The organism is Treponema socranskii subsp. socranskii VPI DR56BR1116 = ATCC 35536 (genome assembly GCF_000468115.1).
In the GTDB taxonomy this organism is placed as follows: Bacteria; Spirochaetota; Spirochaetia; order Treponematales; family Treponemataceae; genus Treponema_D; species Treponema_D socranskii.
In genome coordinates, this window is sequence record NZ_AVQI01000056.1 from 75,262 (window position 1) to 99,514 (window position 24,253).

22 protein-coding genes are annotated in these 24,253 nt (G+C 51.1%); 11 read left to right on the forward strand and 11 right to left on the reverse strand.

Translation table 11 applies throughout. The annotated features are described in order from the left end of the window. Position 1: 1 nt before the first annotated feature. On the reverse strand, positions 2-961 hold the full coding sequence (rsgA, locus tag HMPREF0860_RS07590; RefSeq protein WP_021331313.1) for a ribosome small subunit-dependent GTPase A: 960 nt from the start codon (positions 959-961) through the stop codon (positions 2-4). A gap of 239 nt (positions 962-1,200) precedes the next feature. On the opposite strand from rsgA, the gene HMPREF0860_RS07595 reads away from it, so the two are divergent. Both HMPREF0860_RS07595 and HMPREF0860_RS07600 read left to right on the forward strand, forming a co-directional pair. Next, positions 1,201-1,830: a penicillin-binding protein activator LpoB gene (locus HMPREF0860_RS07595; RefSeq protein ID WP_021331335.1), complete on the forward strand. Its 630-nt coding sequence runs from the start codon at positions 1,201-1,203 to the stop codon at positions 1,828-1,830. A 1-nt stretch (position 1,831) separates the two neighbouring features. Next, a complete protein-coding gene (locus HMPREF0860_RS07600; RefSeq protein WP_021331339.1) occupies positions 1,832-3,481 on the forward strand; it encodes a COG3014 family protein in 1,650 nt (549 codons plus the stop codon). A 183-nt stretch (positions 3,482-3,664) separates the two neighbouring features. Here HMPREF0860_RS07600 and HMPREF0860_RS07605 read toward each other — a convergent pair whose 3' ends face one another. The 4 genes from HMPREF0860_RS07605 to HMPREF0860_RS07620 all read right to left on the reverse strand — a co-directional run bounded on the left by HMPREF0860_RS07605 (position 3,665) and on the right by HMPREF0860_RS07620 (position 7,376). Further along, complete coding sequence (locus HMPREF0860_RS07605) at positions 3,665-4,459, reverse strand: SDR family NAD(P)-dependent oxidoreductase (RefSeq protein ID WP_021331326.1); 795 nt, start codon at positions 4,457-4,459, stop codon at positions 3,665-3,667. Between the two features lie 10 nt (positions 4,460-4,469). Then, entirely contained in the window at positions 4,470-5,735 is a 1,266-nt protein-coding gene (locus HMPREF0860_RS07610; RefSeq protein ID WP_021331306.1) for a TRAP transporter large permease, read from the reverse strand. A gap of 2 nt (positions 5,736-5,737) precedes the next feature. After that, positions 5,738-6,265 carry a TRAP transporter small permease gene (locus HMPREF0860_RS07615; protein WP_021331338.1) on the reverse strand — a complete coding sequence of 176 codons (528 nt, stop codon included), beginning with the start codon at positions 6,263-6,265 and terminating at the stop codon, positions 5,738-5,740. Between the two features lie 121 nt (positions 6,266-6,386). Further along, positions 6,387-7,376: a DctP family TRAP transporter solute-binding subunit gene (locus HMPREF0860_RS07620; RefSeq protein ID WP_021331309.1), complete on the reverse strand. Its 990-nt coding sequence runs from the start codon at positions 7,374-7,376 to the stop codon at positions 6,387-6,389. A 152-nt stretch (positions 7,377-7,528) separates the two neighbouring features. Here HMPREF0860_RS07620 and HMPREF0860_RS13280 point away from each other — a divergent pair, with 152 nt between their 5' ends. From HMPREF0860_RS13280 to queA, 9 genes are all read left to right on the forward strand, one after another. Beyond that, the gene (locus HMPREF0860_RS13280) at positions 7,529-8,203 is read left to right on the forward strand and encodes a GntR family transcriptional regulator (protein ID WP_021331325.1); all 675 of its coding nucleotides are present in this window, start codon (positions 7,529-7,531) and stop codon (positions 8,201-8,203) included. A 4-nt stretch (positions 8,204-8,207) separates the two neighbouring features. Then, complete coding sequence (locus HMPREF0860_RS07630) at positions 8,208-9,095, forward strand: N-acetylneuraminate lyase (protein ID WP_021331337.1); 888 nt, start codon at positions 8,208-8,210, stop codon at positions 9,093-9,095. Between the two features lie 138 nt (positions 9,096-9,233). Beyond that, positions 9,234-11,729 (forward strand): bifunctional aspartate kinase/homoserine dehydrogenase I, encoded by a 2,496-nt coding sequence (gene thrA / locus HMPREF0860_RS07635; RefSeq protein WP_021331305.1) that lies wholly within the window; start codon positions 9,234-9,236, stop codon positions 11,727-11,729. A 33-nt stretch (positions 11,730-11,762) separates the two neighbouring features. Further along, on the forward strand, positions 11,763-13,736 hold the full coding sequence (aroF, locus tag HMPREF0860_RS07640) for a 3-deoxy-7-phosphoheptulonate synthase (protein ID WP_021331327.1): 1,974 nt from the start codon (positions 11,763-11,765) through the stop codon (positions 13,734-13,736). Between the two features lie 19 nt (positions 13,737-13,755). Continuing rightward, the gene (gene ilvN, locus HMPREF0860_RS07645; RefSeq protein ID WP_021331315.1) at positions 13,756-14,247 is read left to right on the forward strand and encodes an acetolactate synthase small subunit; all 492 of its coding nucleotides are present in this window, start codon (positions 13,756-13,758) and stop codon (positions 14,245-14,247) included. Positions 14,248-14,249: 2 nt separating this feature from the next. Next, on the forward strand, positions 14,250-14,792 hold the full coding sequence (ruvC, locus tag HMPREF0860_RS07650) for a crossover junction endodeoxyribonuclease RuvC (protein ID WP_021495637.1): 543 nt from the start codon (positions 14,250-14,252) through the stop codon (positions 14,790-14,792). 12 nt (positions 14,793-14,804) lie between these two features. Continuing rightward, positions 14,805-15,419: a Holliday junction branch migration protein RuvA gene (gene ruvA / locus HMPREF0860_RS07655; RefSeq protein WP_021331334.1), complete on the forward strand. Its 615-nt coding sequence runs from the start codon at positions 14,805-14,807 to the stop codon at positions 15,417-15,419. Positions 15,420-15,451: 32 nt separating this feature from the next. Further along, positions 15,452-16,525, forward strand: a complete 1,074-nt coding sequence (gene ruvB, locus HMPREF0860_RS07660) for a Holliday junction branch migration DNA helicase RuvB (protein WP_051169991.1) — start codon at positions 15,452-15,454, stop codon at positions 16,523-16,525. Continuing rightward, on the forward strand, positions 16,500-17,534 hold the full coding sequence (queA, locus tag HMPREF0860_RS07665; RefSeq protein WP_021331304.1) for a tRNA preQ1(34) S-adenosylmethionine ribosyltransferase-isomerase QueA: 1,035 nt from the start codon (positions 16,500-16,502) through the stop codon (positions 17,532-17,534). Before ruvB ends, queA begins: the two co-directional genes overlap by 26 nt. Positions 17,535-17,538: 4 nt before the next feature. Here the strand turns inward: queA and HMPREF0860_RS07670 are convergent, their stop codons facing one another. The 6 genes from HMPREF0860_RS07670 to HMPREF0860_RS07695 form a co-directional block, all read right to left on the reverse strand. Further along, complete coding sequence (locus HMPREF0860_RS07670) at positions 17,539-17,889, reverse strand: DUF1622 domain-containing protein (protein WP_021331323.1); 351 nt, start codon at positions 17,887-17,889, stop codon at positions 17,539-17,541. A 65-nt stretch (positions 17,890-17,954) separates the two neighbouring features. Beyond that, positions 17,955-18,758, reverse strand: coding sequence for an FAD binding domain-containing protein (locus HMPREF0860_RS07675; RefSeq protein WP_021331310.1), 804 nt, complete (start codon positions 18,756-18,758; stop codon positions 17,955-17,957). Then, positions 18,748-19,236, reverse strand: a complete 489-nt coding sequence (locus tag HMPREF0860_RS07680; protein WP_021331307.1) for a (2Fe-2S)-binding protein — start codon at positions 19,234-19,236, stop codon at positions 18,748-18,750. Before HMPREF0860_RS07680 ends, HMPREF0860_RS07675 begins: the two co-directional genes overlap by 11 nt. Beyond that, a complete protein-coding gene (locus HMPREF0860_RS07685; protein ID WP_021331314.1) occupies positions 19,233-21,476 on the reverse strand; it encodes a xanthine dehydrogenase family protein molybdopterin-binding subunit in 2,244 nt (747 codons plus the stop codon). Before HMPREF0860_RS07685 ends, HMPREF0860_RS07680 begins: the two co-directional genes overlap by 4 nt. Beyond that, the gene (locus HMPREF0860_RS07690; RefSeq protein ID WP_021331324.1) at positions 21,469-22,695 is read right to left on the reverse strand and encodes a DegT/DnrJ/EryC1/StrS family aminotransferase; all 1,227 of its coding nucleotides are present in this window, start codon (positions 22,693-22,695) and stop codon (positions 21,469-21,471) included. The genes HMPREF0860_RS07685 and HMPREF0860_RS07690 overlap by 8 nt, the downstream gene beginning before the upstream one ends. Beyond that, positions 22,688-24,175 (reverse strand): polysaccharide biosynthesis protein, encoded by a 1,488-nt coding sequence (locus HMPREF0860_RS07695; RefSeq protein WP_021331320.1) that lies wholly within the window; start codon positions 24,173-24,175, stop codon positions 22,688-22,690. Before HMPREF0860_RS07695 ends, HMPREF0860_RS07690 begins: the two co-directional genes overlap by 8 nt. Positions 24,176-24,253: the final 78 nt, after the last annotated feature.

Sequence of the window (24,253 nt, forward strand, 5' to 3'; positions counted from 1 at the left end):
GCTAATCTTCCCAACTTTGCGATTTCATTTCATCCTTTATGCGCATCCAGCTCGCATAGCGTTCTTCGGTGATGACGCCCGCGTACACGGCTTCGAGGATTTTGCAGCCGGGCTCCGCCGTATGCGTACAGCTCATGCCGAATGTGCAGCTGCCGACGATCGGTTTGAACTCACGGAAATAAAGCGCCAAATCTTCCGCTGCAATGTCGTGCAGCACAAAGCGGCGGATACCCGGCGTATCGATGATCGAAGCCTCATCTCCCTCTCGTCCGGTAAAGCGCTTATCGATGACGATCGTATTGAGCGAACCCTTTGTCGTCGTATGAGCGCCGCGCTCATATTTTCGGCTTAAATCCCCCGTGCGGAGCGCTTCGTTTCCCGCAAGCGCGTTTATAAGGCTCGACTTTCCGACGCCCGACTGCCCGACAAAGGCAGCAACGCGCCCTGAAAGCGTGCGCGCCAATGCATCGAGACCCGCACCCGTTTTCGCCGAAACATACAATACCGCATATCCGAGGTCTTCCCATATTTTTGTGCGCGCTTGAAAATCGATGTCGTCACCGGCTGCGAGGTCGCATTTATTACATACGATAATCGGTTCGAGATTTTGACATTCGGCTTGCGCGAGTTCGCGGTCGATAAAACGCGGACGGAACGGCGGTTCGTCGGGTGTCGTCACCAAAACGATAAAATCGAGGTTTGCCGCAAGAAGCTGCGGACATTTGCGTTTGACGTTCCAGCGTACAAACGAGTTTTTGCGCGGCACGAGCGAGAGTATCTGCCCCTTCGAAGAATCGAGCTTATCGGTTTCGACTTCCACAATGTCGCCCGGAGCGAGCGGGTTGTAAAACCGGTCTTCGCTTTTTAATATCTTTCCTTTGAGCGAACACGAGCGCGGTTTTCCGTCAGTGCAGCGCACCGTAAAAAAATTATTCGTTCCGTCGACGACCGTTCCCTGCATAAAAACATCGTAATAAAAAGGACGCGATTTTGCAAGCGGGGGCGTTTGAGCGCATTCCTGCAGAGTACGACCGGTCGCCGCTTGCAGCGGAAACCTGTAGTCAGGACGGCAGTGTCGTCTTTTCGCATTCCGCGGTTTGTCCGGTATACCATTATATTGAAGCGTTCTCTATCATAAATTCTTGTGTTATGTTATTATCGTAACCGTAACAGTGTAAATCGATTTTCAGGAGTATGAATATGAATACGAGTATGGGTGTGTATATGAAACGGAACGGTATATTCGCCGCAGTGATTCTGTGTGCGCTTGTCGTTTCGTCGTGCGGCACGACGAAAGTGAGGCGCGTCCGTGCCGATAAAGTCATCGACATGGACGGCAACTGGAACGACAACGATGTGCGCATCGTCTGTGCATCGCTCATCGCCGACTGTGCGAGTTCGCCCGCAGTCGCGCAATACCGGCGGCAAAACGGGCGGAATCCCGTCGCCATCGTCGGAAAAATCCGCAACGACAGCGACGAACACATCGACACGAGCATCGTTGAAAAGCGTTTTCAGAGCGCGATCATCAACAGCGGAACCTTGGACTTCGTCTCCGATAAAAACGAGCGGACGGAACTCCGCGATGAACGTCTCGATCAGCAGTCGAATTCGAGCAAAGAAACGATGAAGCGCTTAAAAAACGAAACGGGCGCCGACGTTATGCTACTCGGTTCGATCAAGACGATGGTGCAAAAAGAAGGACGAAAATCGGTTCGCGCGTATTTCGTGTATGCTCAGCTGCACGATATCGAAACGAATAAGATTTTGTGGAGCGGTGAAAACAGCGAAATCAAAAAAGTGATAACGCGTCCGGCAGCAAAGCTCTAGCATGAAGCGACGGAAATACCGCATACGATGTGCGCTGCAAAACGTTGTCGCTGCAGCGTGCATCTGCGTTTTTGCATCCTGCGCTTCTTCGCCGAAGGGAGAGGCGGAAGCGCTCGCTCATATCGACTCGCGGCCGCATGCAATTAAAAAGAAAAAATACAATGAAGCCCGTTTTTATAAAGCGCTCGACGAAGGTGACTTTGAAAAGTGCACGGCGTTTTTGCTCGGTCAAAAGATCACCGACAAAGAACGCATCCGCCAATACCTCGATCTCGCTTTTGCCGAGCACTTCAGCAAAGCCTACGATTCGTCGATCGAAGTATGCAATAAAACCGATGCGCTCATGGAAGACGCCGTTACGAAAAGCCTTACCCGCACCGTGCTTTCGGCGACGCTGAACGAAAACGCGTCCGAGTATTCGGGCAGGGTGTACGAATACCTCTACGTAAACGTCTTCAATGCGCTCAATTATTATCATAAAGGCGATACGGAAGGCGCCCTCGTCGAAATCAGAAAGATCGGCAACAAACAGCGCGAATACATAGCGAAGTACGGAAAAGCCGTGCTCGCAAAGGATGCTCCGCAAAAGCGCGAAATTACCGATGCCGATTATGCGGCGGCGATGTTCGGTATCAATATGCCCGCGCTCATCGCAAAGTCTCCGCCCCAAGCGACGAAGGACGACGTATTCCGCGATTCCGCCGCCGCCCGCTATGTAAGTATGCTCTTTCGGCTCATGAACGGAGACGCAGACGATGCGCGGATCGATGCGGATGTTCTTGCAAAGCTCAGTCCCCGTTTTTCCGCTGCACAAGCGCTTACGATGCCGGAGGGCAGAGGCAGACTCGACGTGCTTGCATTTTGCGGTCTGATCGGAAGGAGATACGAGCAGGCGTTTTATTTTCCGGGCGATGTCGTCAACGGGCTCGCCGGTCTCAATTTCAGCGTCATCGGTTTCGGGTCTGCTGCGATGATCGTGCTGCCGCCTTTTCCGAACGGCGTCGTCATTCCCGCCTTCCGTCTGAAGTTCGTATATCCGGCTTTCGACGCGTCGTCGGTGAGGCCTCATATCGCGGGAGTGCGGATACTCGTCTCCGATGTAAACGCATCCGGTAAACCTGCCGCAGTCCGAAATATCGTCGGTAAACACGACGGTCAGTCCGTCATCGGCACGGACGGGAAGGGCGGGGCGGCTGTTGTATACGATCTCAGTCTCCTCGAAGATTTCAACGATGCCGTCGATAAGGATGTGCGCACCCATGCGGCAAAAGCTTTTGCCAAAAGCGTCGTTCGGAGCCTCATCAAAAAGTCCGCCGCCGTCGCTGCGGGGGAAGCGACGCTCGCCGCCTTTGCCGATGCGAACGGCAATAAAAAATCGTTTGCCGATGCGCTTTTATACGAGCTTGCCTATCTCAGCGTTACGGCGGCGATCGAAGCGGTCGATTTGGCGGAGACTGCGGACGTCCGCCAAAGCGTATGCCTGCCCGCACGCGCGTATGCGGGCGGATGTGCCGTCGAACCGGGAAGCTATGACGTTACCGTGCAGTATGTCGATACGGCGTCGAATATCGTCTTTCAAGAACGCTTTTCATCCGTCAAAGTCGAATCGGGCATTCCCGTCCTCATCGAATCGTCGTATATGAAAAAGTGAACGCTCTCTCGATGAGCGAGGATGCAGAGGTTATGTCCGGTAACGTACCTTGACGCTTTTGATTTGCATTATTAACAAAAGTTCTTAAATCCGTACTAATTGTACAATCTTGTACTGCCGGTCACGCCCTAAAAGGCGGATAAGTATGCGATGTTTACAATGTAAAAAAATGCGGCGGATTTTTTAACGGCATTCCGAAAAACCGCCGTCGATGACAAGGTTATGTCCGGTAACATAACTTGACGCTTCCGATGCTAAAAATACGGCGGCGCCTTTAATATCCTTATGCAGTACTCCCATATGGCCGAGCGGTGTCAACGCCGAATATTCTTCTAAAAAGGCCGGCGACAATTCTCCTTTGTCGAATCCTCCGGGAGAAAGAGCGTTGACGCGTACATTATAGGGTGCCATAAACGCTGCAAGATCGCGGGTTAATCCGAGTATACCGCTTTTTGCGGCGGCATATTCTATAGGCTGTTCCATCTTATGCGCTCTGTGATACATCGCTCTGTTGCGCCCTACAAGCGCTGCGATGGAAGCGAGATTTATAATACATCCCGATTTTTGTTCGGCCATGTATCGTGCTGCAGTCTGACAACAATAGAGCACTCCTACAAGGTTGCTGTCTATCATAGCCTTTATAGCGGCGGGATCCCGTTTCAAAAAATTGCATTCGCCTTTTCCCGATCCGCCGCCTGCATTATTGACAAGAATATCGATTCGCCCGAATTGCCGTACGACGGTATCGGCAAGCGCTTGACAACTTGCATAATTCGTTTGATCCAATTCGTACGCATAGGCATTTCCGTCGATGAGCTTTGCGACCCGTTCCGCGCGGGAGAGTTCACGGGATGTAAAAACGACTTTTGCACCGTATTCAAGAAACGCATCGACTATGTCGCGTCCGAGTCCGGTATAGCCGCCCGTAACGACGGCGATTTTATTGTCTAACCGAAACAATGCTTCCGTGCTTCCCATCGTTCAATCCTTAACGCATTAAATTCGGCAGGAACATAACGATCTGCGGGAAGAAAATCAGCAGTAATAAAACAATCGTGAGCGGGATAAACATCGGCAATATCGATTTTGCAAGCGTTTTGAAAGGAATGCCGCTTATCTTGGAAACCACGAACAGCGATACGCCCATCGGCGGCGTCAATATGCCGATCATCATATTCATCGTTACGACGACACCGAAATGCACGGGGTCGATTCCCAATGCGATCGCAACGGGAACGAGCATCGGAATGACGAGCAATTGTATAGCCATCGTTTCGATAACGCATCCGAGTATGACTAACAATAAATCGACTGCGAGTAAAAATACGATGGGGTTGGACGTATACCGTAAAAAGAACATCGCTATTTTTTGCGGTATCTGTTCACGTGCAAGCACGTAACCCATAAGCGAAATGGCAGCCGTCAAAAACCCTATAACCGCCGCATTGCTCAACGTATCTTTCAGCACTTTCCGCATCACGCTTAATGAAAACGTTTTATATACGAAGATACCGAGAATCAGCGCATAAAACGATGTAACCGCAGCGGCTTCCGTCGGAGTAAAAATGCCCGAAAAGATACCGCCGATGATGATGATCGGTGTAAGCAATGCGGGAAAGGCTTTAACGAATGCATTCCACCGTTCGCTAAAAGTTGATTTGGGATAGGTTTTGTAATGACGCTTTTTCGCATAAAAATAGACGTATATCATAAGCGAAATGGAAACGAGGATTGCGGGAAACACGCCGCCTAAAAACAGTTTACCGACGGAGACGCTTGCAATCGCCCCGTAGATTACCAACGGAATACTCGGCGGCATAAGCGGCCCGACGACGCTCGACGCTGCAGTGATCGCACCGCTGAATCCGTCGTCAAAACCTTCTTCCCTCATCGCTTGAATTTCTATCTGTCCCAAACCGCCTGCATCCGCATGCGCAGAGCCGGACATGCCCGAAAATAGTAGACTTGCAAGCACATTTACGTGGCCGAGTCCGCCGGGAATATGTCCGACACAGGTTTTTGCAAAGGTGAAAATACGATCGGTGATACCGGTCGCGTTCATTAAATTGCCGCTGAAGATAAAAAACGGTACCGCCAAAAGCGTATATGAATCGACTCCGGCGACAAGCCGCTGCGCACAAAGCATGATACCGCCGTGTTGGAACATATATATAAGACATGCACATATAATCGCAAAAGTTATCGGCATACCGATAACGAGTAAAATGATCCATATAATAAAAAATAACGTCATAATTATCTCTCAACGGCGAGGGAATTGATTTGCTCTTTTTTTTGCAAATGCTTTAAATCGATACCTGCATTAACAAGCGAACGTATTGTCATTAAAGCAAAACCGATCGGTATGACAATATAGAGCATACCGTTGTTGACGGGAAGCGTGATAGGCGACTGCCGCCGAGCGAACGGCATATTCAAAATACCGAAATATGTTATGACGGCGCTTGAAACACCTAAGAGGATATCGACAACGAATAAAAGTATTTTCCGAACTTTTTGAGGCAAAACTCCGACGATGATATCGATTCCGATATGTTCGCGATAATGAATTGCTTGGCCGGCGCCGAAAAACACGATGTAGACATATAACCACCGTGCCAGCTCTTCCGTCCAAATAGGCGAATACCGTACATGGGATGCAATAAATTTATTTCGAAATACGATTTGAATGAGAACGGAAAAAAACATTATTAAAAAGCAAGCGTCTTCGATACATTCTTCGAATAGTACCGTTTTTTCATACCACGATTTTTTATTCTGCATAACATATCCTCTGTAAACGGGGCTGTCTCGAAAGTCGGTCGCTTTTTCGACAGCCGTCGAGTCTAAAACCGAGCCTTTGATTGTAACGACGCGGTTTTAAACACCGCGTGTACAACAAAAGTCAAAGCGCGGCAAGTTTCGCTATCAGACCTTCTACGCCGAGCTCTTTTTCCAGTGCGGCGTATTTCGGAGCCATCGCTTTACGCATCGGCGCCGTGTCGGGATACGTAACCGTTAAACCGCGCGATTTGAAAAACGCAATTATCTTTTCCGAATTTTCATTGATACGTTTAATGCTTTCGTCTTTTGCGGCTTTTCCTGCTTGCATAATCCATTCTTGCTGCTGTTTCGAAAGACTTTCCCATCGCTTTTGCGAAAAGAGGATCGACTTATCCTGTACGATGTGATTGTCGATGGCGACCGCGTTTTGCGCTTCATAAAATTTCATCGACTCGATTGTCGGAAGCGGATTTTCCTGCGCATCGACGCTATTCGTTTTCAGTGCAAGGTATACTTCGCTGAATGCAATCGACGTAGGACGGGCGCCGACGGCTTCCGCCCAATCTTTAATGCCTCGCGAATTCGGAATGCGTATTCGCAGATTTTTATAATCGTTTATAGTATGCAACGGCCGGTTCGACGATGTTTGCCTTGTACCGAAAAGCGTAGAAGAAATAACGCGCATATTGAATTCGTCTTGCATCTTTTTTTGCATACGTACTCCCCATTCGGAAGCCATAATCTTATCGAGGTGATCGAGATCGCGGACGACGTATCCGCTTTCAAGGACGGCGAGTTCGGGAATCAATGTACTGACTCCGCCCATCGGTTCCATATAGGCGTCGAGTTCATTCATCGTAATCTGCTGAATCATTTCTTTTGCATTTCCGAGTTGACCGTTCGGAAACAGTTCCGCTTTTACCGTACCGCCGGAGAGCTGTTCCAGCGTCGCAGCGAATTTCTGTGCAACGGCGTATTCTACGCTCGCAGTATTGCCGTCGACGCCGAATCGCAGCGTAACGTTTTTTGCATTTCCCGCATCACCCTGTCCCGCGGCAAATAATCCCGCCGCAATACCGGCACTCAACAATACCGTATACAGTTTTTTCATAACACCTCCTATAAAAACTCCTATGACGATTCAATTATCAATCCATTTTGCTTATATGTCAACTAAAATTTTTATTGATATTTTTACTGATATTTCAGTTGACAGCCGGTAAAAGTGCATTTATAATTTGAACAGTAAATGTACGACGGCTTATGAAAAAAACTAATACAAAGTGCGGCAGCAAAAAAAACGAAGAATCGCTTACTTCATACGTTTACAATACGTTTATCGAACGTCTTCTGCACAATAAAATCCTTCCCGGTACGCTTGTCGATCGGCAAAAGCTTGCCGCCGAACTCGGGGTCAGCATTGCGCCGGTGAGGGATGCGCTTATCCGTCTCGCGTTCGACGGGTATGTGGAAAGTTTTCCGCGCAGAGGAACGATTGTAAAGTCGATAAACCGTGACGACGTATACGGTTCCGCCGTATTACGGGAAGCCGTCGAATGTCAGGCTGCCAGAATATACTGTAAAATATTGTGTTCCGTCGATAAAACACCGTTCATAGAAGCCGCTCAAAGAGTTGATCATGCGTTTTCGGAAACGTCGGACAATTTTGTTTTGCGATGGAATTATGATGTCGATTTTCACACGATGCTGGTCACATTATCGGGATGTTCCGCATTGGTCGAATTATTTAAGAAAATTATGCGTGCCGGTACGTTTTACCAAATCAATACGTTCTTACTGCAATCCGACCGGCAGGAAAAGTTAAGTCACACGGAATTGCTTCATAACCTTTGTACCGACGATCCCGATAAAGCCGAAAAAATAATACGAACACACTTAAAAAGCGGGAAGTATAATTTTTATAAAATGGCGAGGTAGCAGTATGACAACAAAACTTCAAGGTATTTTTCCGGCGCTCTTAACTCCGTTTACCTCCGATAATAAAATCGATGAAGGGGCATTGAGGCGCGCAGTCGAGCGAAATATCGAACAAGGCGTTTCGGGATTTTATGTTTGCGGAAGTACCGGCGAAGCATTTTTGCTTACCGCGGAAGAGCGCAAACGGATATTGGAAATCGTTGCGGATCAAACAAAAGAACGAGTGAGCATCATTGCGCATATCGGCGCCATTTCAACGGACTTGACGTTGGATTTAGGCAGACACGCCGTTTCCGTAAAAGGTGTAACGGCGCTTTCATCGATACCGCCGTTTTATTACGGTTTTACGCGAAATGAAATTATTAAATATTATTCGGATATCGCAGAGGAATTGACTTTTCCGTTGATTCCCTATAATTTTCCGAAACTTTCAGGTGTAACGCTTACGCCCGAAATAGTTACGGAACTCAGAAAAAATAAAAATATCGTCGGAATAAAATTTACTTCGCAAAATTTCTATGATTTGGAACGGATAAAAACGAGCGATGCCGGACTTACCGTTTTCAACGGCTTCGACGAAATGTTTTTAGCAGGATTGAGCATGGGGGCGGACGGAGCGATAGGCAGTACATTCAATTTTATGGCGGATAAATTCATTGCAATAAAAAAAGAGTTTGCGGCAAATAATATCGCAAAAGCGCGCGAACTGCAAACGGAGGCGAATACCGTTATTCAAATACTGCTTACCGCCGACGATTTTATGGCGGCAGAAAAATATGCAATGGATATAATCGGCATTTCTTACGGCGTTCCGCGCAGACCTTTTATGCCGTTGACAGCCGATGAAAAGAAATTCTTTGACGAAAAATTACCGCCGTTGTTAAATAAATAAGATTCAATTTCGACAAAATACGGTTAGCCGCGACGGAAAAAGCCCTCGTACAATAACAAATCTCCCTATGTTAAATCCCCATATTGAGTACGCACGTCCTTTTTGTTATCATATACAATATCTTTTAAGAGGAAAATTATGATTACTTTAAAATTCGGCGGCACGTCGATGGAAAGCGCACGCCGCATCCTTTCATCCGCTGACATTATTATCTCTCGCGCGGAGAGTGAGCGTGTAAGCGTCGTCGTTTCCGCCGTCGCGGGTGTTTCGAATAAATTGCAGGAAAGCATCGACGCGTGCGTAAAAGGCATGCATGCAGAAAATTTTGTTCACGAACTGAGAAAAATTCACTCGGATATCTGCGAAGAGCTTCAGTCGAAACTTCCGGGTTTGAGTGCCGCGTCGGTTTTAAAAGAGCTTGTGCCGATTTTCGAAGAATACGAAAAATTATTAACCGGCTGCGTGTCTTTCGGCGAATGTCCCGGTACCGTTCACTGCCGCATCATGGGCATGGGAGAGCTTTTAAGCGCGCTGATCATGAAAGCGGTTTTGCTCGCAAAAGGGCAGAGCGTCATTTTGCTCGATTCGCGGAAATTCATTTTTACGACGGGCAATCACAGAGAAGGGGATCCCGACTACGCGAAGTGTGCCGAAGCGATGCTGCCGTACCGCGACGGAGAAAATCAATCGCAAACGCGCATTTTATTGTTTCCGGGCTTTATCTGCTCTTGGGTACGCGGTACCGGCTGCGCTCCCGTTCCGGGACTGCTCGGCAGAAACGGTTCCGATTTTTCAGCTTCGATCATCGCCGCATCGCTCGGTTCTTCGAAAGTGGAATTTTGGACGGACGTCGACGGCATCTATACGGCCGATCCGCGCGTCGTAAAAGACGCGATTCTCGTCGATGACATGAGCTACGAAGAAGCGCTCGAACTCGCATTTTTCGGAAGCAAAGTGCTTCACCCGAAAACGATCGCGCCGCTTGCGGCAAAGGATATCGAAGCGTGGAGCAAAAACAGTCACCGTCCCGATGCCCGCGGCACGAGGATCGGACGCGGCCCTTTTGAAAGCGAAAAAAAAGTCGGAGATGTTCGCGGCATTTCGTGTTTGAAAAATACGGCAATGCTGAGCGTGAGCGGAACGAATATGCGCGGAAGAACCGGTATGGCAAGCAGAATCTTTGCCGCCGTTTCCCGCGCATCGATTTCAATTTTGCTCATTACACAGTCGTCGTCGGAATATACGATTTCGTTTTGCATCCGCGATACGGAAGCCGACCGCGCCCTCGATGCGTTGAAAGCGGAATTCGAACTCGAAATAAGCGACGGCGTCATCAACCCGATCGAAGTGGAAAAAAACTGCGCAATCGTTTCGATCGTCGGCGACAACATGATTCAAAAGCGCGGAGTGGCATCACGTTTTTTTTCCGCGCTCGCTTCTCAAGACGTCAATATCATTGCGATCGCGCAAGGTTCGTCGGAGCGCTGTACGTCCTGCGTCGTGCTCGGCGAATACGGGGACACCGCCGTTCGCGCCGCTCACCGCTTCTTTTTCAACACGGCGCAGACTATCGAAGTGTTTGTGTTCGGTGCCGGAACGATCGGCGGCGCGCTCATCGACCAAATCCGCGACCAGAGGGAAAAGCTGCTTTCGGAAAACGTCGATATCCGCGTCATGGCGATTTCGACGGTCGACGGAATGTTCGTCGAAGCCGACGGCATAGATCTTGCGTCGTGGCGGGAAAAAATAAAAGAGATGCCGCAGAAGTCGAGCGTCGATGAAATTATTAAATTCGTCAAAGAGACGAAACCGCTCAATCCCGTGTTCGTCGACTGCACCGCTTCCTACGATTTGCCGGAACGCTACATCGATCTGTTCAAAGCCGGTCTTTCGGTCGTAACGCCGAACAAGCGGGCGAACTCGATGAAGATCGATTATTATCGCGAGCTGCGGAAAATCGCAAACGGTATGAGGCGCCGCTTTCTCTACGAAGCGAACGTCGGCGCGGGGCTTCCCATCATCGACACGCTGCAGAATTTATTTAAAAGCGGAGATAAGCTTACGGGCTTTACGGGCATCATGTCGGGATCTCTTTCGTATATTTTCGGACGGCTCGACGAAGACGTGCCGTTCAGCAAAGCGGTACAAGAAGCGAAAGAGCTTCGCTTTACCGAGCCCGATCCGCGCGACGATTTGAACGGTATGGACGTCGCACGAAAAGCGCTCATCATCGCGCGAGAGGCGGGGGCTGCGATCGAACTCGACGATGTCAAAATCAACAAAGTGTTTCCCGATTCTTTCGATTCGTCGGGTACGGTCGAAGAGTTTATGAAAAAGCTCGAAGAAGTCGACGACTATTTTCATAAAAAGATCGCCGATCTTCGAAAAGAAGGCAAAGTGCTCCGCATGGGCGCGTCGATTAAAGACGGCTCCTATACCGTCGGTATGCTCGAAGTCGGCAAAGACGATCCGCTCTACGGCGTAAAGGGCGGGGAAAACGCTTTTGTATTTCACACCGAACGCTATCAGCCGATTCCGCTCACCGTGCGCGGTTACGGAGCGGGTGCGGGCGTGACGGCGGCGGGTGTTTTCGGAGATATTTTGCGCACGGTAAGCTTTAATCCCGAAAAATAGAGAGGGCTGTCTCAAAATCGGCGGAGGCGCGCTATGGTTATCGTTTTAAAAAAGAATATTTCCGAAGACGACAGAAAAAAGCTTGCGCTCTTTCTCGCGCAAAACGATTTTAAAACGAATGAAATCGTCGGAGAAGAAGCGACGATCATCGCCGCCGTCGGCAAACTCAAAGTCGATCCGCGTGAAGTCGAAATACTTTCCGGCGTCGAACGCGTCATTCCGATTTCAAAACCGTACAAGATGGCCAGCCGCGAGTTTAAGCCCGAAAACACCGTCGTCGAAATCCTTTCAAACCGCGGTCAAGTTGTCAAAGTCGGCGGCATGCGCATCACGGCGATTGCAGGTCCCTGTGCCGTCGAATCGCGGGAGCAGATGATGTGTGCGGCCGAAAGCGTTGCAAAAAGCGGAGCGGCCATGCTGCGGGGCGGCGCCTATAAACCGCGCACTTCTCCGTATTCGTTTCAAGGCTTGGGCGAAGAAGGCTTAAAATTATTAAAAGAAGCAGGCGATGCGTACGGTATGCCGGTCGTTACCGAAGTCGTCGCGTCGGAGTACATTCCCGTTATGGAAGCTCACGGCGTCGACGTGTATCAAGTCGGCGCTCGCAATATGCAAAACTTCGAATTGTTAAAGCGGCTCGGAAAAATCGACAAGCCGGTGATTTTAAAGCGCGGGCTTTCAGCGACGATCGAAGAGTGGCTTATGTCCGCGGAATACCTCCTTTCGTCGGGCTGCAAAAACGTGATTTTGTGCGAACGCGGTATCCGCACTTACGAGCGGGCGACGCGCAATACGCTCGATCTTTCGGCGATCCCCATTTTGCGGAGTATGACGCACCTTCCGATCATCGTCGATCCGAGTCATGCCCTCGGCATCCGTGATAAAGTGTCACCTATGGCTCTCGCAGCCGTCGCCGCAGGAGCCGACGGGATCATCGTGGAAGTGCACTGCAATCCCGATAAAGCGCTTTCCGACGGAGCGCAGTCGCTGTATCCCGAACAGTTCGATAAACTCATGCGCGACATAGAAGCGCTTTCGCCCGTCGTCGGAAAATCCCTCGTGCGTGTAAGGAACGCGGAAAAAAAGAGCGAAGAGTCCGGGCAAAAAAAATCGCACGAAGGCGTCGTATGCGCGTTCAGCGGAAAGCGGGGCGCCTATGCGGAGCAGGCGATATCGCGTTATTTCGACGGAGAAGCGGCTTCTCTTTCGGTCGATTCGTTCCGCGAAATTTTTCAAAAGGTCGCAAGTGGAGAAGCGGATTACGGCATGGTGCCGATCGAAAATACGCTTGCGGGTTCGGTGTACGAAAACTACGATAACTTGACGCAGTTTGAAGATGTAAGCATCGTCGGTGCGGTGCTGCTTCGCATTCAGCATTCGCTGCTCGGCGTCAAAGGCGCGTCGCTCGATTCGATAAAAACGGTGTATTCGCATCCGCAGGCTTTAAGCCAGTGTTCGAAATTTCTTCTGCGCTATAATTGGAGTAAAATCGAATGCGTTTCTACGGCGACGGCTGCAAGCGAAGTTGCCGAGCTCGCGTCGAAAGAAAACGCTGCGATCGCAAGCGCCGTCAACGCCGATTATTATAATCTTGAAGTGCTCAAAGATTCGATCGAAGACGACGCGGCAAATTATACGCGCTTTGTCGTCATTGCCCCAAATCACTTTGTCGATTCGAACGGCGGGAAGCGGACGGCCGATAAAAATTATAAAGCGTGGAACGCAAAGCCGAATACTGCATCGTTTATGTTCAGCGTAAAAAACGAACCGGGCGCGCTGTGTACTTGTCTCGGCATATTTCGGTTGTCCCGTCTCAATTTGACGCGGCTCGAATCGCGTCCGATTCACGGCGAGCCGTGGCGTTATCGTTTTTACGCGGACGCGGAGCTTCCTGAAGACGAGCGCGATGCCGCTTCGTACGTCGACGGCGTGATGACCGCGCTCAAAGCGGAAGCCGAAGACGTGCGGCTTCTCGGCATTTACGCCGAAAGCAGAAAAAAGATATAGGCGCGGCAATGAGGTTTGTATGAAAAATTACGTGATATCGATTCTCGTGGAAAATCATGCGGGCGTTTTGAGCCGCGTATCGGGGCTTTTTTCCAGGCGCGGTTACAACATCGATTCTCTTACCGTGTGCGCGACTGAAAATCCCGAACAGTCGCGCATGACGATCGTCGTAAAGGGCGACGAATACATCCTCGATCAAATCGAAAAGCAGCTTGCAAAGCTCGTCGAAGTGATTTCGATTCAGCACTGCGATCCTGCGAAAACCTGCGAACGCGAAATGGCTCTCATCAAAGTAAAGGCCGGTGCGGAAAACAGGGCGGCGATCATCGGAACCTGCGATATCTTCCGCGCGCACATCGTCGACGTAAGCACGGGATCCGTGATCATCGAAGCGACCGGCAGCGAAGAAAAAATCGCAAGCCTTATCGCACTTCTCGAACCTTACGGCATCCTCGAATTTGCCAAAACGGGATTGAACGCGATGGGGCGCGGCGAGGACGTTTTAAAATAATCATGCACGGCTTCGAACCGCTTCCGGGAACGGAAAATGCCTGCGCAAAAAAATCCGGCAAAAAGATCCGGCGCGTGCTCGGCATCGATCCGGGACTTGCATCGACGGGATTCGGAGTGGTCGATTATAAAGACGGCCGCTACCGCATGGTAAGTTACGGCGTCATAGAAACCGCTGCCCGTACTCCGCACGGCGAACGCCTTTTGGCGCTGTACGCACGGCTCTGTTCGATCATCGAAGAATTCTCTCCCGGAGAAGCGGCGATGGAAAAACTGTATTTTGCGCGCAATACGTCTTCCGCGATGGGTGTTGCCGAAGCGCGGGGAGTGGCAACGCTGTGCATCGCTCAGCACGGTATCTCTCTCGGAGAATATACACCCAATCAAATCAAACAGGCGGTGACGGGGACGGCCGCAGCGGACAAGGCTCTTGTCGAAAAATACGTAAAACTCCTCCTGGCGCTCGAAGCCGAACCGAAGCCCGATCACGCGGCCGACGCGCTCGCGGGCGCGCTCACGCATTTGCACTATGCAAATGTTTTGTGATATAGTGATCTCATGTTCAACAGCCTTACCGGCACGATTACCGGAAAATCTCAAAATACGGTTTCGATCGATACGCACGGCATCGAGTGGATGCTCACCGTACCCGGCTCTTCGCTCGATGCGCTTCCCCGCGTCGGAGAAGAGGGCAGGATATTTACGTATCTCGTGCATACCCAAGATATCATGTCGCTTTACGGTTTTGCGTCGGACGAAGAGCGATCTCTTTTTTTCGATCTTTTAAAAGTCGACGGCATCGGCCCGAGGGCTGCGGTAAAGATTCTGACGAATATCGCGGGAAGCGATCTCGTTTCGGCTCTCGACAAAGGAGACGTTTCCGTGCTCGAGCGGATTCCGGGTATCGGAAAAAAGACCGCGGCGAAAATGCTGCTTGCACTCAAAGGCAAACTGACCATTCCGGGCGCCCCCGATACCCGCCGCGTAAGCGCAAATCCCTTTGAAGCGGTCGTCGCATCTCTCGTATCTATGGGCTATGAACGAAAGATATGCGAAGGTGCGGTCGCATCTTCGGCTTCGAGTCTTTCAAAGACGGACGGCTGGGACGCGAAAAAACAAACCGAAAAAGAGGATGCGGTGTTCCGCCGCGCCCTCACGGAGCTTGCACAATGAGCGGAAAACGCAAAATACGCACCGACGCTGAAATGCACGATGAAAATGCCGCACTTGCCCCGTCCCTTTCCGCTCCAGAGGATTTTTCCCGCATCGTCCGCGCCGATTTTTCAGGTGAAGAGGACGCACAGGAAAACAAACTCCGCCCTCAGCTTTTAAACGAATTTCTCGGACAGGAGACGACGAAAAAAAATCTTTCGGTCTTTATCGCCGCGGCGCGGAACCGGGAAGAAGCGCTCGATCACCTCTTTTTAATCGGGCCGCCGGGACTCGGCAAAACGACGCTCGCTCAGATCACCGCGCACGAACTCGGCGCGGATTTTAAGATAACCTCTGCACCCGCGCTCGACAAACCCAAAGACCTCGTCGGTATCCTTTCGACGATTACGCCGCGGACGGTATTTTTTATCGATGAAATCCATCGGCTCAAGCCCGCGATCGAAGAAATGCTCTACATCGCGATGGAAGACTTCGAACTCGACTGGGTGATCGGTCAGGGAGCGGCAGCCCGCACGGTGCGCATTCCGATTCCTCCGTTTACGCTTGTCGGAGCGACGACGCGGGCGGGCAGCGTATCGACGCCTCTTGTCAGCCGCTTCGGTATCATCGAGCACTTGAATTATTATACGGGCGAAGAGCTCGCTTCGATCATTCACCGTTCCGCGAAGCTGCTTTCCGTTTCGGTCGACGACGATGCGGCCTTTCTCATCGCATCGTGTTCGCGCGGAACCCCCCGCGTCGCAAACCGCGTGCTCAAGCGTATGCGCGATTTTGCGCAAGTGGACGGTCGCGGCAGGATCACAAAGGATATCGTCGAAGCCGGTCTTTCGCGCCTCGAAATCGACAGTCTCGGGCTTGAGCGCTACGACAGGACGATTTTGCGTTCGGTTATCGAAAATTTCGGCGGCGGGCCGGTCGGAGCGGAAACGCTTGCGATATCCGTCGGAGAATCGCTCGACACCCTCGTCGATTACTATGAACCCTATCTCATTCAATGCGGGCTTTTGCAGCGGACAAACAGGGGCCGCCTTGCGACGGAAAAAGCGTACAAACATCTCGGCATCGAAGGAGCGATTCGTCATGAAAACGACGGACTTTTATTTTGATCTGCCGGAAGAGCTTGTCGCGCAGCATCCGTCGGGTATACGGGGCGAAGATAAACTCATGCGCCTCGATAAGAAGAGCGGCAGCGTTTCGCACTTCGATATGCGCGATCTTCCCGACTTGCTTGAGCCCGGCACGCTCGCCGTCTTTAACGATTCCCGAGTCCGCCGCGCGCGTGTGTTCGGCGTAAAAGAGACGACCGGCCGCGAATGCGAGTTTATGTTTTTACATCAAATCGATGAAAAAGGCTCTCTGTGGCGTACGATGGTAAAAGGCGCAAAAAAGCAAAAGCGCGGCATGCGTTACGCGTTTCCGGACGGCTTTTTCGGCGTTATCGAGGGAGAAGATGCCGGAACGGAATTTCGAAATCTCAAGTTTGACAATCCGATTTCCGAAAGCTGGTTTGAAAAAAACGGTCACATACCGCTTCCTCCTTACATCAAGCGAGGCGATACGGCTTCCGATGCGGAGCGCTATCAAAACGTGTATGCAAAGACGACCGGAAGCGCAGCTTGTCCGACTGCCGGCCTTCACTTTACCGAAGACATGCTTTCGCGCCTGAAAGAGAAGGGAATCGATATCGCGTGGGTGACGCTCCACGTCGGGCTCGGAACTTTTTTGCCCGTACGCGAAAGCGAAATCGAAAAACACAAAATGCACGAAGAAGCGTACACTGTCCCCGATCTTACCGCGCAAAAGATCAACGATGCAAAACGGAGCGGGAGACGCGTGCTTGCCGTCGGAACGACGTCCGTGCGAACGCTCGAATCTTCATGCGATGAAAACGGTTTTGTAAAAGCGGGGGCGGGGAGTACGCATATTTTTATGTATCCCGGTTTTCGATTTAAAGTCGCGGACGAACTCTTTACGAATTTTCACACGCCCGAATCGACGCTCATCATGCTTGTGAGCGCTTTTGCCGGGCGAGAACATATTTTAAATGCGTATAAAATCGCCGTAGAAAAGCGTTACCGTTTTTTCAGCTACGGAGACGCGATGCTCATCCGCTGACGCTTCACTCGCTGAGCTCTTTTAAGCCTTTCATTTCGCGTTCGAGGAAAACCGATAAGATCGTCCGTAAAAGCACGATGCCGCCGAGCGTCAAAAGTTCGATGAGTGCGGGGTTTAAAATCGTCTTTATGATATCGGCTGCGATGAGGAGTTCGAGACCGAGCAAAAGATAGACGCCCAAATCCGAACGGATGATCATGATTGTGCGAAGTTTTTCTTTGCCGCTGAAATGCAGCACTTCTCCTTTGATGAACTGCACGACGGCGATGAGCGCACCGTAGATGACGACGGCGATGCTTATGACGCTTATAACAAATTCGATGTGTTCGAGAATCGGATATAAAATCTCTTTCATGGTTTTTACAACTCCTGTAAAAATAATTTTATTAATTTTTCTGCTGCATCCGCTTCGTAATCGCTTTATGTCAGCTGCTCGAGCGAATAGCGCGTCAAATTGACAAACTGCGTCCGTAAAATCGGATTGTACGAAATGTCTTTTGCCGCTTTGTCGAATTGCGAAGCGGCCGTGTCCGTAAAGAGCGAGATGTCTTTTGCCGCAAGCGGCAAGCGCGTTCCGATGAGGCGGTTTTCGAGTTCGATACAGCGAAACGTCACCGCACCCGAAAACGCGAGTTTGATATTCGTTATCATGTTTTTTTCGTTGTCTGCAAGAAACGCAAACGAAGCGCTTGTCTCGGTGATTTTCCGGTCGGCTCCGAGACGGCGGAATACCGTTACGTCCCAGTCGCCGAGGGGTATGCGGATGTTCGATAAAATCGAACCGTGCGGTATGCCGGTAAAATTGAGGAGCGGCACGTAGACGGAGTCGAGCGAGCTTTTTAATTCGAGCCTCGCATCGAGGGCGAGAAGCGGGGCGTAAAGCGTACGCCGTATTCCTTTTGCACAGATATTGCCGCCGAGGGTCGCGATGTTCCGCACAAAGGGGTTTGCGATGCTTTTGACCGATTCGGTAAGCGCTTCGGGAACCCGCGCGCTCGCAAGCGAGAGAATGTCCGAAAGCGTAACGGCCGGTCCGCAGTCGATATACCGTTCGTGCATCGTTATGGAAGCGAGATCGGAGATGCCGTGAACGGAAATCGCTTTTTGAGGCATACGCTCAAGGGATGTGCAGCCGCCGACGACTTCGAGAGCCGATACCGATGTGAGCTGGTAAAACAATTCGGCTGTCGTCTTTGCAAAGAAAAACGTGTGATTATTTTGCATTTTTTTGCGCTCCCATGCGCTGCACTCTAAAATCGAAAGCATAGAGGATGCCGTCGACGAGCATATCGGTGTTTGTACAGCACGGCGAAAGAAGCGACACTTGCTCCGCGATTAGCTTTCTTGCGGGCTTTACGGCGGTGTTTAAAACAGTCTGTGCCGCAAATATTTTTCCTGCGTTGCAATAGCCGCACAACCGTATGCCGGCTTTATTAAACCCCTTGGCGATGTCTCCGTAGTCTTCGGTTTTTGTAAAAGCGTCGAGCGTCACGATATCGGCATCCCGCGCGAGGGCGGCGGGAACGATGCAGCTCGGAACGGCTTTGCCGTCAAGGCAGACGGTACACGCGCCGCATACCCCTTCGCCGCAGCCGCACTTTGCCGAAAGGCGGCCGCCTCTTCTGAGCACGTTTATCAATTTTTCGTACGGCAAAGCTTCGAGTAGGGTTTTTTCACCGTCGAGCGTCACAGGTATTTTCATGCGTTTTCTCCGGAAAGATTTTGCGTTTTGGAATGCATCGTTTCGGCACTGCACGGCAGTTCGCGTATGCAAAAGCCGAGTGCCTGCGAAAGAGCGGCCGAAAAGGCTGCGGGGATAATGCTGTGTACGAGGTTCCCGATTTGAGACGGAGGAGAATCCGACTGCACAAATGAAATATGCACGCCGTCGCACGAGATCGTCTCTCCTTTGACGAGCTGTACGAGTTCCTGTTGGATCGCGATACGGATCGTATTTTCGGCTGCCCGCAGCGCGAACACTTGTCCGCAGTCGATCGTTATCCATATTCCTTTGATGCGTTCTTTGTACGTATAGGGATCGAGTTCGATTTCGACGACAGCGCATCCGAACGAACTCGTGTAAAAGGGGACGCCGGAAAAAGTTTCTTTGTTCCACAGCTTTTTGATTGCCGGCGGAAGACCTCTTTTTACGGTGATGGGAAGAACCTGTTTTGCCGCTTTCTTTTTTTCGAGTTCGGTGCAGCACTGATGCAAAAGTTGTGTCGTAATGCTCAAGCTGCCGTAGATGCTGTTCGGCGTCGGCAAATCGCTTCCGCTCTGTTCGTCCGGCGATATCGTGACGGCGGACGAAGATACTTTGAGCAGGGATGATACGAGCTTTGTCCAAATATCCGAAATCGTCGCGGACGGGACGGGAGAGTGAATCGTCACCGTTTCGTCTTCTTCGAGCGTCACCGATACCTTTTGTTTTTCCGTAACGAGATCGTTGTTCAAATAGCCCGAACCGCCGAAGGCGCAAGCCATGCCGATACCGCGTATCGGCAGCGCAAAAAAAGTATCGAGCGAATCGGACTTTTCGGCCGCGTCGATTTTAAATGCGGCGTATTTGCGGTTATAATCGCTTATTTTGACGGCATTCGCGATTGCAGCTTCCGTTTTACCCGTGCGGAACGTAAAGGGCATGGTGCTTTGTTCGGAAGCGGCACGCATATTTTTTATGCGGAATTCGGACGGCAGTATCTCGGCGCGTTCGGCTATTTGCTGCACGTGGTTTTCGATCGCAAAAAACGCCTGCGCGTCGATGATATCGGCGAACACGGATGTCGGAGAAGAAGGCGAGGTCGCGGCTTTCGCACTTATTAAAATGTTTGGGATATCGTATATGCCGCACGAAGCGATCGCGAGGCGATCGACGATTTCCTGTGCGAAGGGATTACAGTATCCGACGTCGGCTTCGATCGAAATCTTTGTCGCCAGTATATCGCCCGCTTTCGAAACGGCGCTCTCGCACGTGATAGAGGCGGCGACTCCGGGCTTCATAAAGGTTTTGTGTTCTTCGCGGGAAAGCGAAAGCTTTACCGGCTTTCCCGTCAAATATGCGGCGAGAGAAGCTTGGATGACGAGCGTCGCGTTGCGCCACATACCGTTCGCATCGTGTCCCGACGTATTCGTTCCCTTTATGACGATGCGGTCTTCGCCGATTTTGAGCGCGGCTGAAACGGCGCTTTTGAGATAGAGCGGCCACTGCGTCGGCGCAAAGATCGTGAGTGTGCCGTTTTCCATAAAGCAAAACGCGCCGTTCGTTTCCGGCCACGACGGCTGCACGGTGTTTTGCACCCATGTACCCGACACGACGTAATCGGCATTTCGAAACAGTTCTTCCGCTTTGCTTTCGGAGCGGAAGCAGCCCGTTTGTACTGTGCGTTCGGCGACGACTTCACTCGTTTTTTCGTTCGAGTCGGCACCGTCTTGCACAATCGGAACGGGCGTGTCCTCCGGCGCATCGATGTACATTGCGTGTGCGATTTTTAAAAGCTTTTTCGATTCGCTCTTTTCTTTCGGCAGCGTTACCGCAGGCAGCGCATAGCCCTTTGCAACCGAGCGCAGCGCCGATTCGACCGTCGCGCTGTCAAAGGCTATTTCGATTTTGCTCGTGAGCTCGTACACGGTCTCTTCGTCCGGCCCGACGATGATGCCGACGGGTTCTCCGAAATACGAAACACGCTCGGTACAGAATACGGGCGTGTCTGATGCGAGCGTGCGCATCGCATTTTTTCCGGGAATGTCGCGCGCGGTAAAAAACGCATAACCTTCAGGCAGTTCGGGAACGGATATGCCGACGATCGTACCCGACGACACGGGACCTCTCACGAGCGCGCCGTAGAGCATATCGGCTTTGATACAGTCGGTGTAGTATTCATACACGAGAAGCGGCTCTCTCTTTCCTTTTTTGTCGCTTTTCTTTTTCGCTTTTTCAGGCATGGTGTGCCGCTCCTATGGATCCGACCGCTTCGATGACGCTGTCCGTCATATCGCTTGTCATACCGGGCCACAGCGGGATCGAAATCGTCGATGCGAAACGTTTTTGTGCATTCGGAAAATGAAACGCACGGAATTCGGGATACAATTTTTTCCAGTACGTAAAATGAAAGAGGGGTATAAAGTGCACCGAAACGCCGATGCCGCGCGACTGCAGTTCTTTTGCAAAGTCGTCGCGGGAAATCGTGAGCGCATCCGGTTTTATACGCATGAGGTAGAGATGCCATGCGTTTCCCTCTCCGTCGGGAGGGACTTCGATAAAGTCGAGTTTTGAAAACGCATCGTCGTATTTTTTTGCAATAGCTTTCCGCGCTTCCAAAAATGCGCGGGCTTTTTTCAGCTGTTCGATGCCGAGCGCGGCGAGGATATCGGGCAAATTGAATTTATAGCCGCATTCGGCGATATCGTATTCCCACGAAGCGCGGGGGGACGTATAGCGATCCCATGCAGCTCTGTCCATGCCGTGCATACGCATGAGCGCGATGCGCTTTGCAAGCTTTTCATCGCGTACGCATACCATACCGCCTTCGCCCGTCGTTATGGTCTTTGTCGCGTAAAACGAAAATACGCCCGCATCTCCGATCGTTCCCGCGTAACCGAGCTTTGTCGGAGAAGGGAAGGAGTGCGCCGCATCTTCTATGACGCGGACATCGTACGCTTTTGCAAGGGCGCATATTTTTTCCATACGGCACACGTTTCCGGCGATGTGTACCGGCACGATTGCTTTTACTCGCTTTCCCTTTTCGCTCTGCAATATGGCTTCGATGTTTTGTACGTCGATATTGTAGGAATCTTTTTCGATGTCGGCAAAAAATACGTCCGCTCCCAAATGCCGCGCGCATGCGGCGGTCGATACGAACGTGTAGGGCGTCGTGATTACGGCACTTCCCTTTGTAACGCCGCACGCATCCATCGCGAGGATCATGCCGCTCGTATTGCTGTTTACGGCAAAGCTTTGCACGTTTTGCACATCGAGCGAAAGCGCTTCTCTTGTATCCCGTACATCGCTTTCCGCAGCATTCATCATGTCGGAAAAATCGCTTTCAAAACGCAGCGCGTATTTTCCCGTTGTAAGCCAGCCGCTTTTAAGCACTTCGAGCACCGCCCGCTCTTCTTCGATACCTATAGCGGGGCGGGAAAAGGGAACGTGTATGTCAGCCACGGTTTGCCTCCGCGTAAAAGGCTTTGAGAGAAGGGACGTCTTCGGAAAGTACGGACACGAGATATTGTTTATTGCGGTATTTTTTTTCTTCACCCGAAGTGCGGAAACATACGGGATGGAGTTTTTCAAGGAGCGAGCGCAAGTGCGCTTCGGCATACGGCGTGTTTTTCAAACGCATGATTTTTTTGTACGAAGTCTTTTGCGCTTCTTCTTCGGGAAGCCGTAAGGGTTCGATCGCCCGCTCTCCTTTTCTCGCTCCGGTAAATACGATGTCGATGTCTTTGTACGGTTCGAAACCGCTGAAACGGATAATCTGTTCGGCGAGCTCCGTTATCTTTACGGGCTGCCCCATATCGAGGAGGTAGGACGAACCGTTTTCGCCGACGCCGCCCGTACGCAAGACGAGGGAACACGCTTCGGGTATCGTCATAAAATAGCGCTCCATAGCTTTGTCGGTGACGGTAACGGGACCGCCGTTTTTAATCTGTTCCATAAAGAGCGGTAAAATGGAACCGCGCGAACCGAGTACATTGCCGAATCGGACGAACATAAACGATGTTCCGTCCCGCGCTTTATCCGCATAGGAGAGCACGAGTTTTTCGCACAGCATTTTCGATACGCCGTAGACGGAAACGGGACTGACGGCTTTGTCGGTCGAAACGAGCACGAAGCGGCGGACGCCGTGAGCGATGCACGCATCGAGAAGATTTTTCGTGCCGAATACGTTGTTTTCGATCGCGGCGACGGGATTTTCTTCCATGAGCGGAACGTGTTTATAAGCCGCACAGTGAAAGACGACGTCGCATTTCGTGTGCGAAACGATGTAGTCGACATAGTCTTTATCTTTCATGTCGCCGATGATAGGCACGACCGTCGCTTTTTCGCCGACGCCTTCTTTTTGCAAAAGGTGCAGTTCGCGGTCTATTTGATAGATGGAATTTTCGCCGTGACCGAAGAGGTACAAACGTTCGGCTCCTCCCGACAAAAGCTGACGCGAAAGCTCCGAGCCGATGGAACCTCCGGCTCCCGTGATGCACACGCGCTTTCCGCGCAAGTACGAAAGGCTTTCTTTCAGCGAAATCGTTACGGGTGTGCGTCCGAGTATGTCCAGCGGATCGATATCTCGCGCCTGCACCAAATGCGCCGTACCGTTTACGATCTGGCTCACGCTCGGAAGAATTTTAATATGCTTAAAGCCGCCCGATTTGAGCGTTTCGTAAATTTCTTTTATCCGTTCAACGCTTGCGCTCGGAATCGCGATGATCGCTTCGTCGCTGTCGGTACAGCGGATAATCTTTGCGATGTCGGCAACAGGACCGAGCACCGGAATGCCGTCGAACTCCTGCCCGATGAGCGATTTGTCATCGTCGAGAAAGGCTGCGACTTTGCCGAATATTTTTTTACGCTTGATGTCGCCGGCAATGGAAATGCCTGCAAAACCCGCGCCGATTATGTACAAATGCTTGTCGGATCTGTTCACGGTTTTTTATTATAGCACAGCCGTCCGCGTTTTACAATTCGATAAACGACTCTGTAAAATCCGTGCGGCCGCACTTCA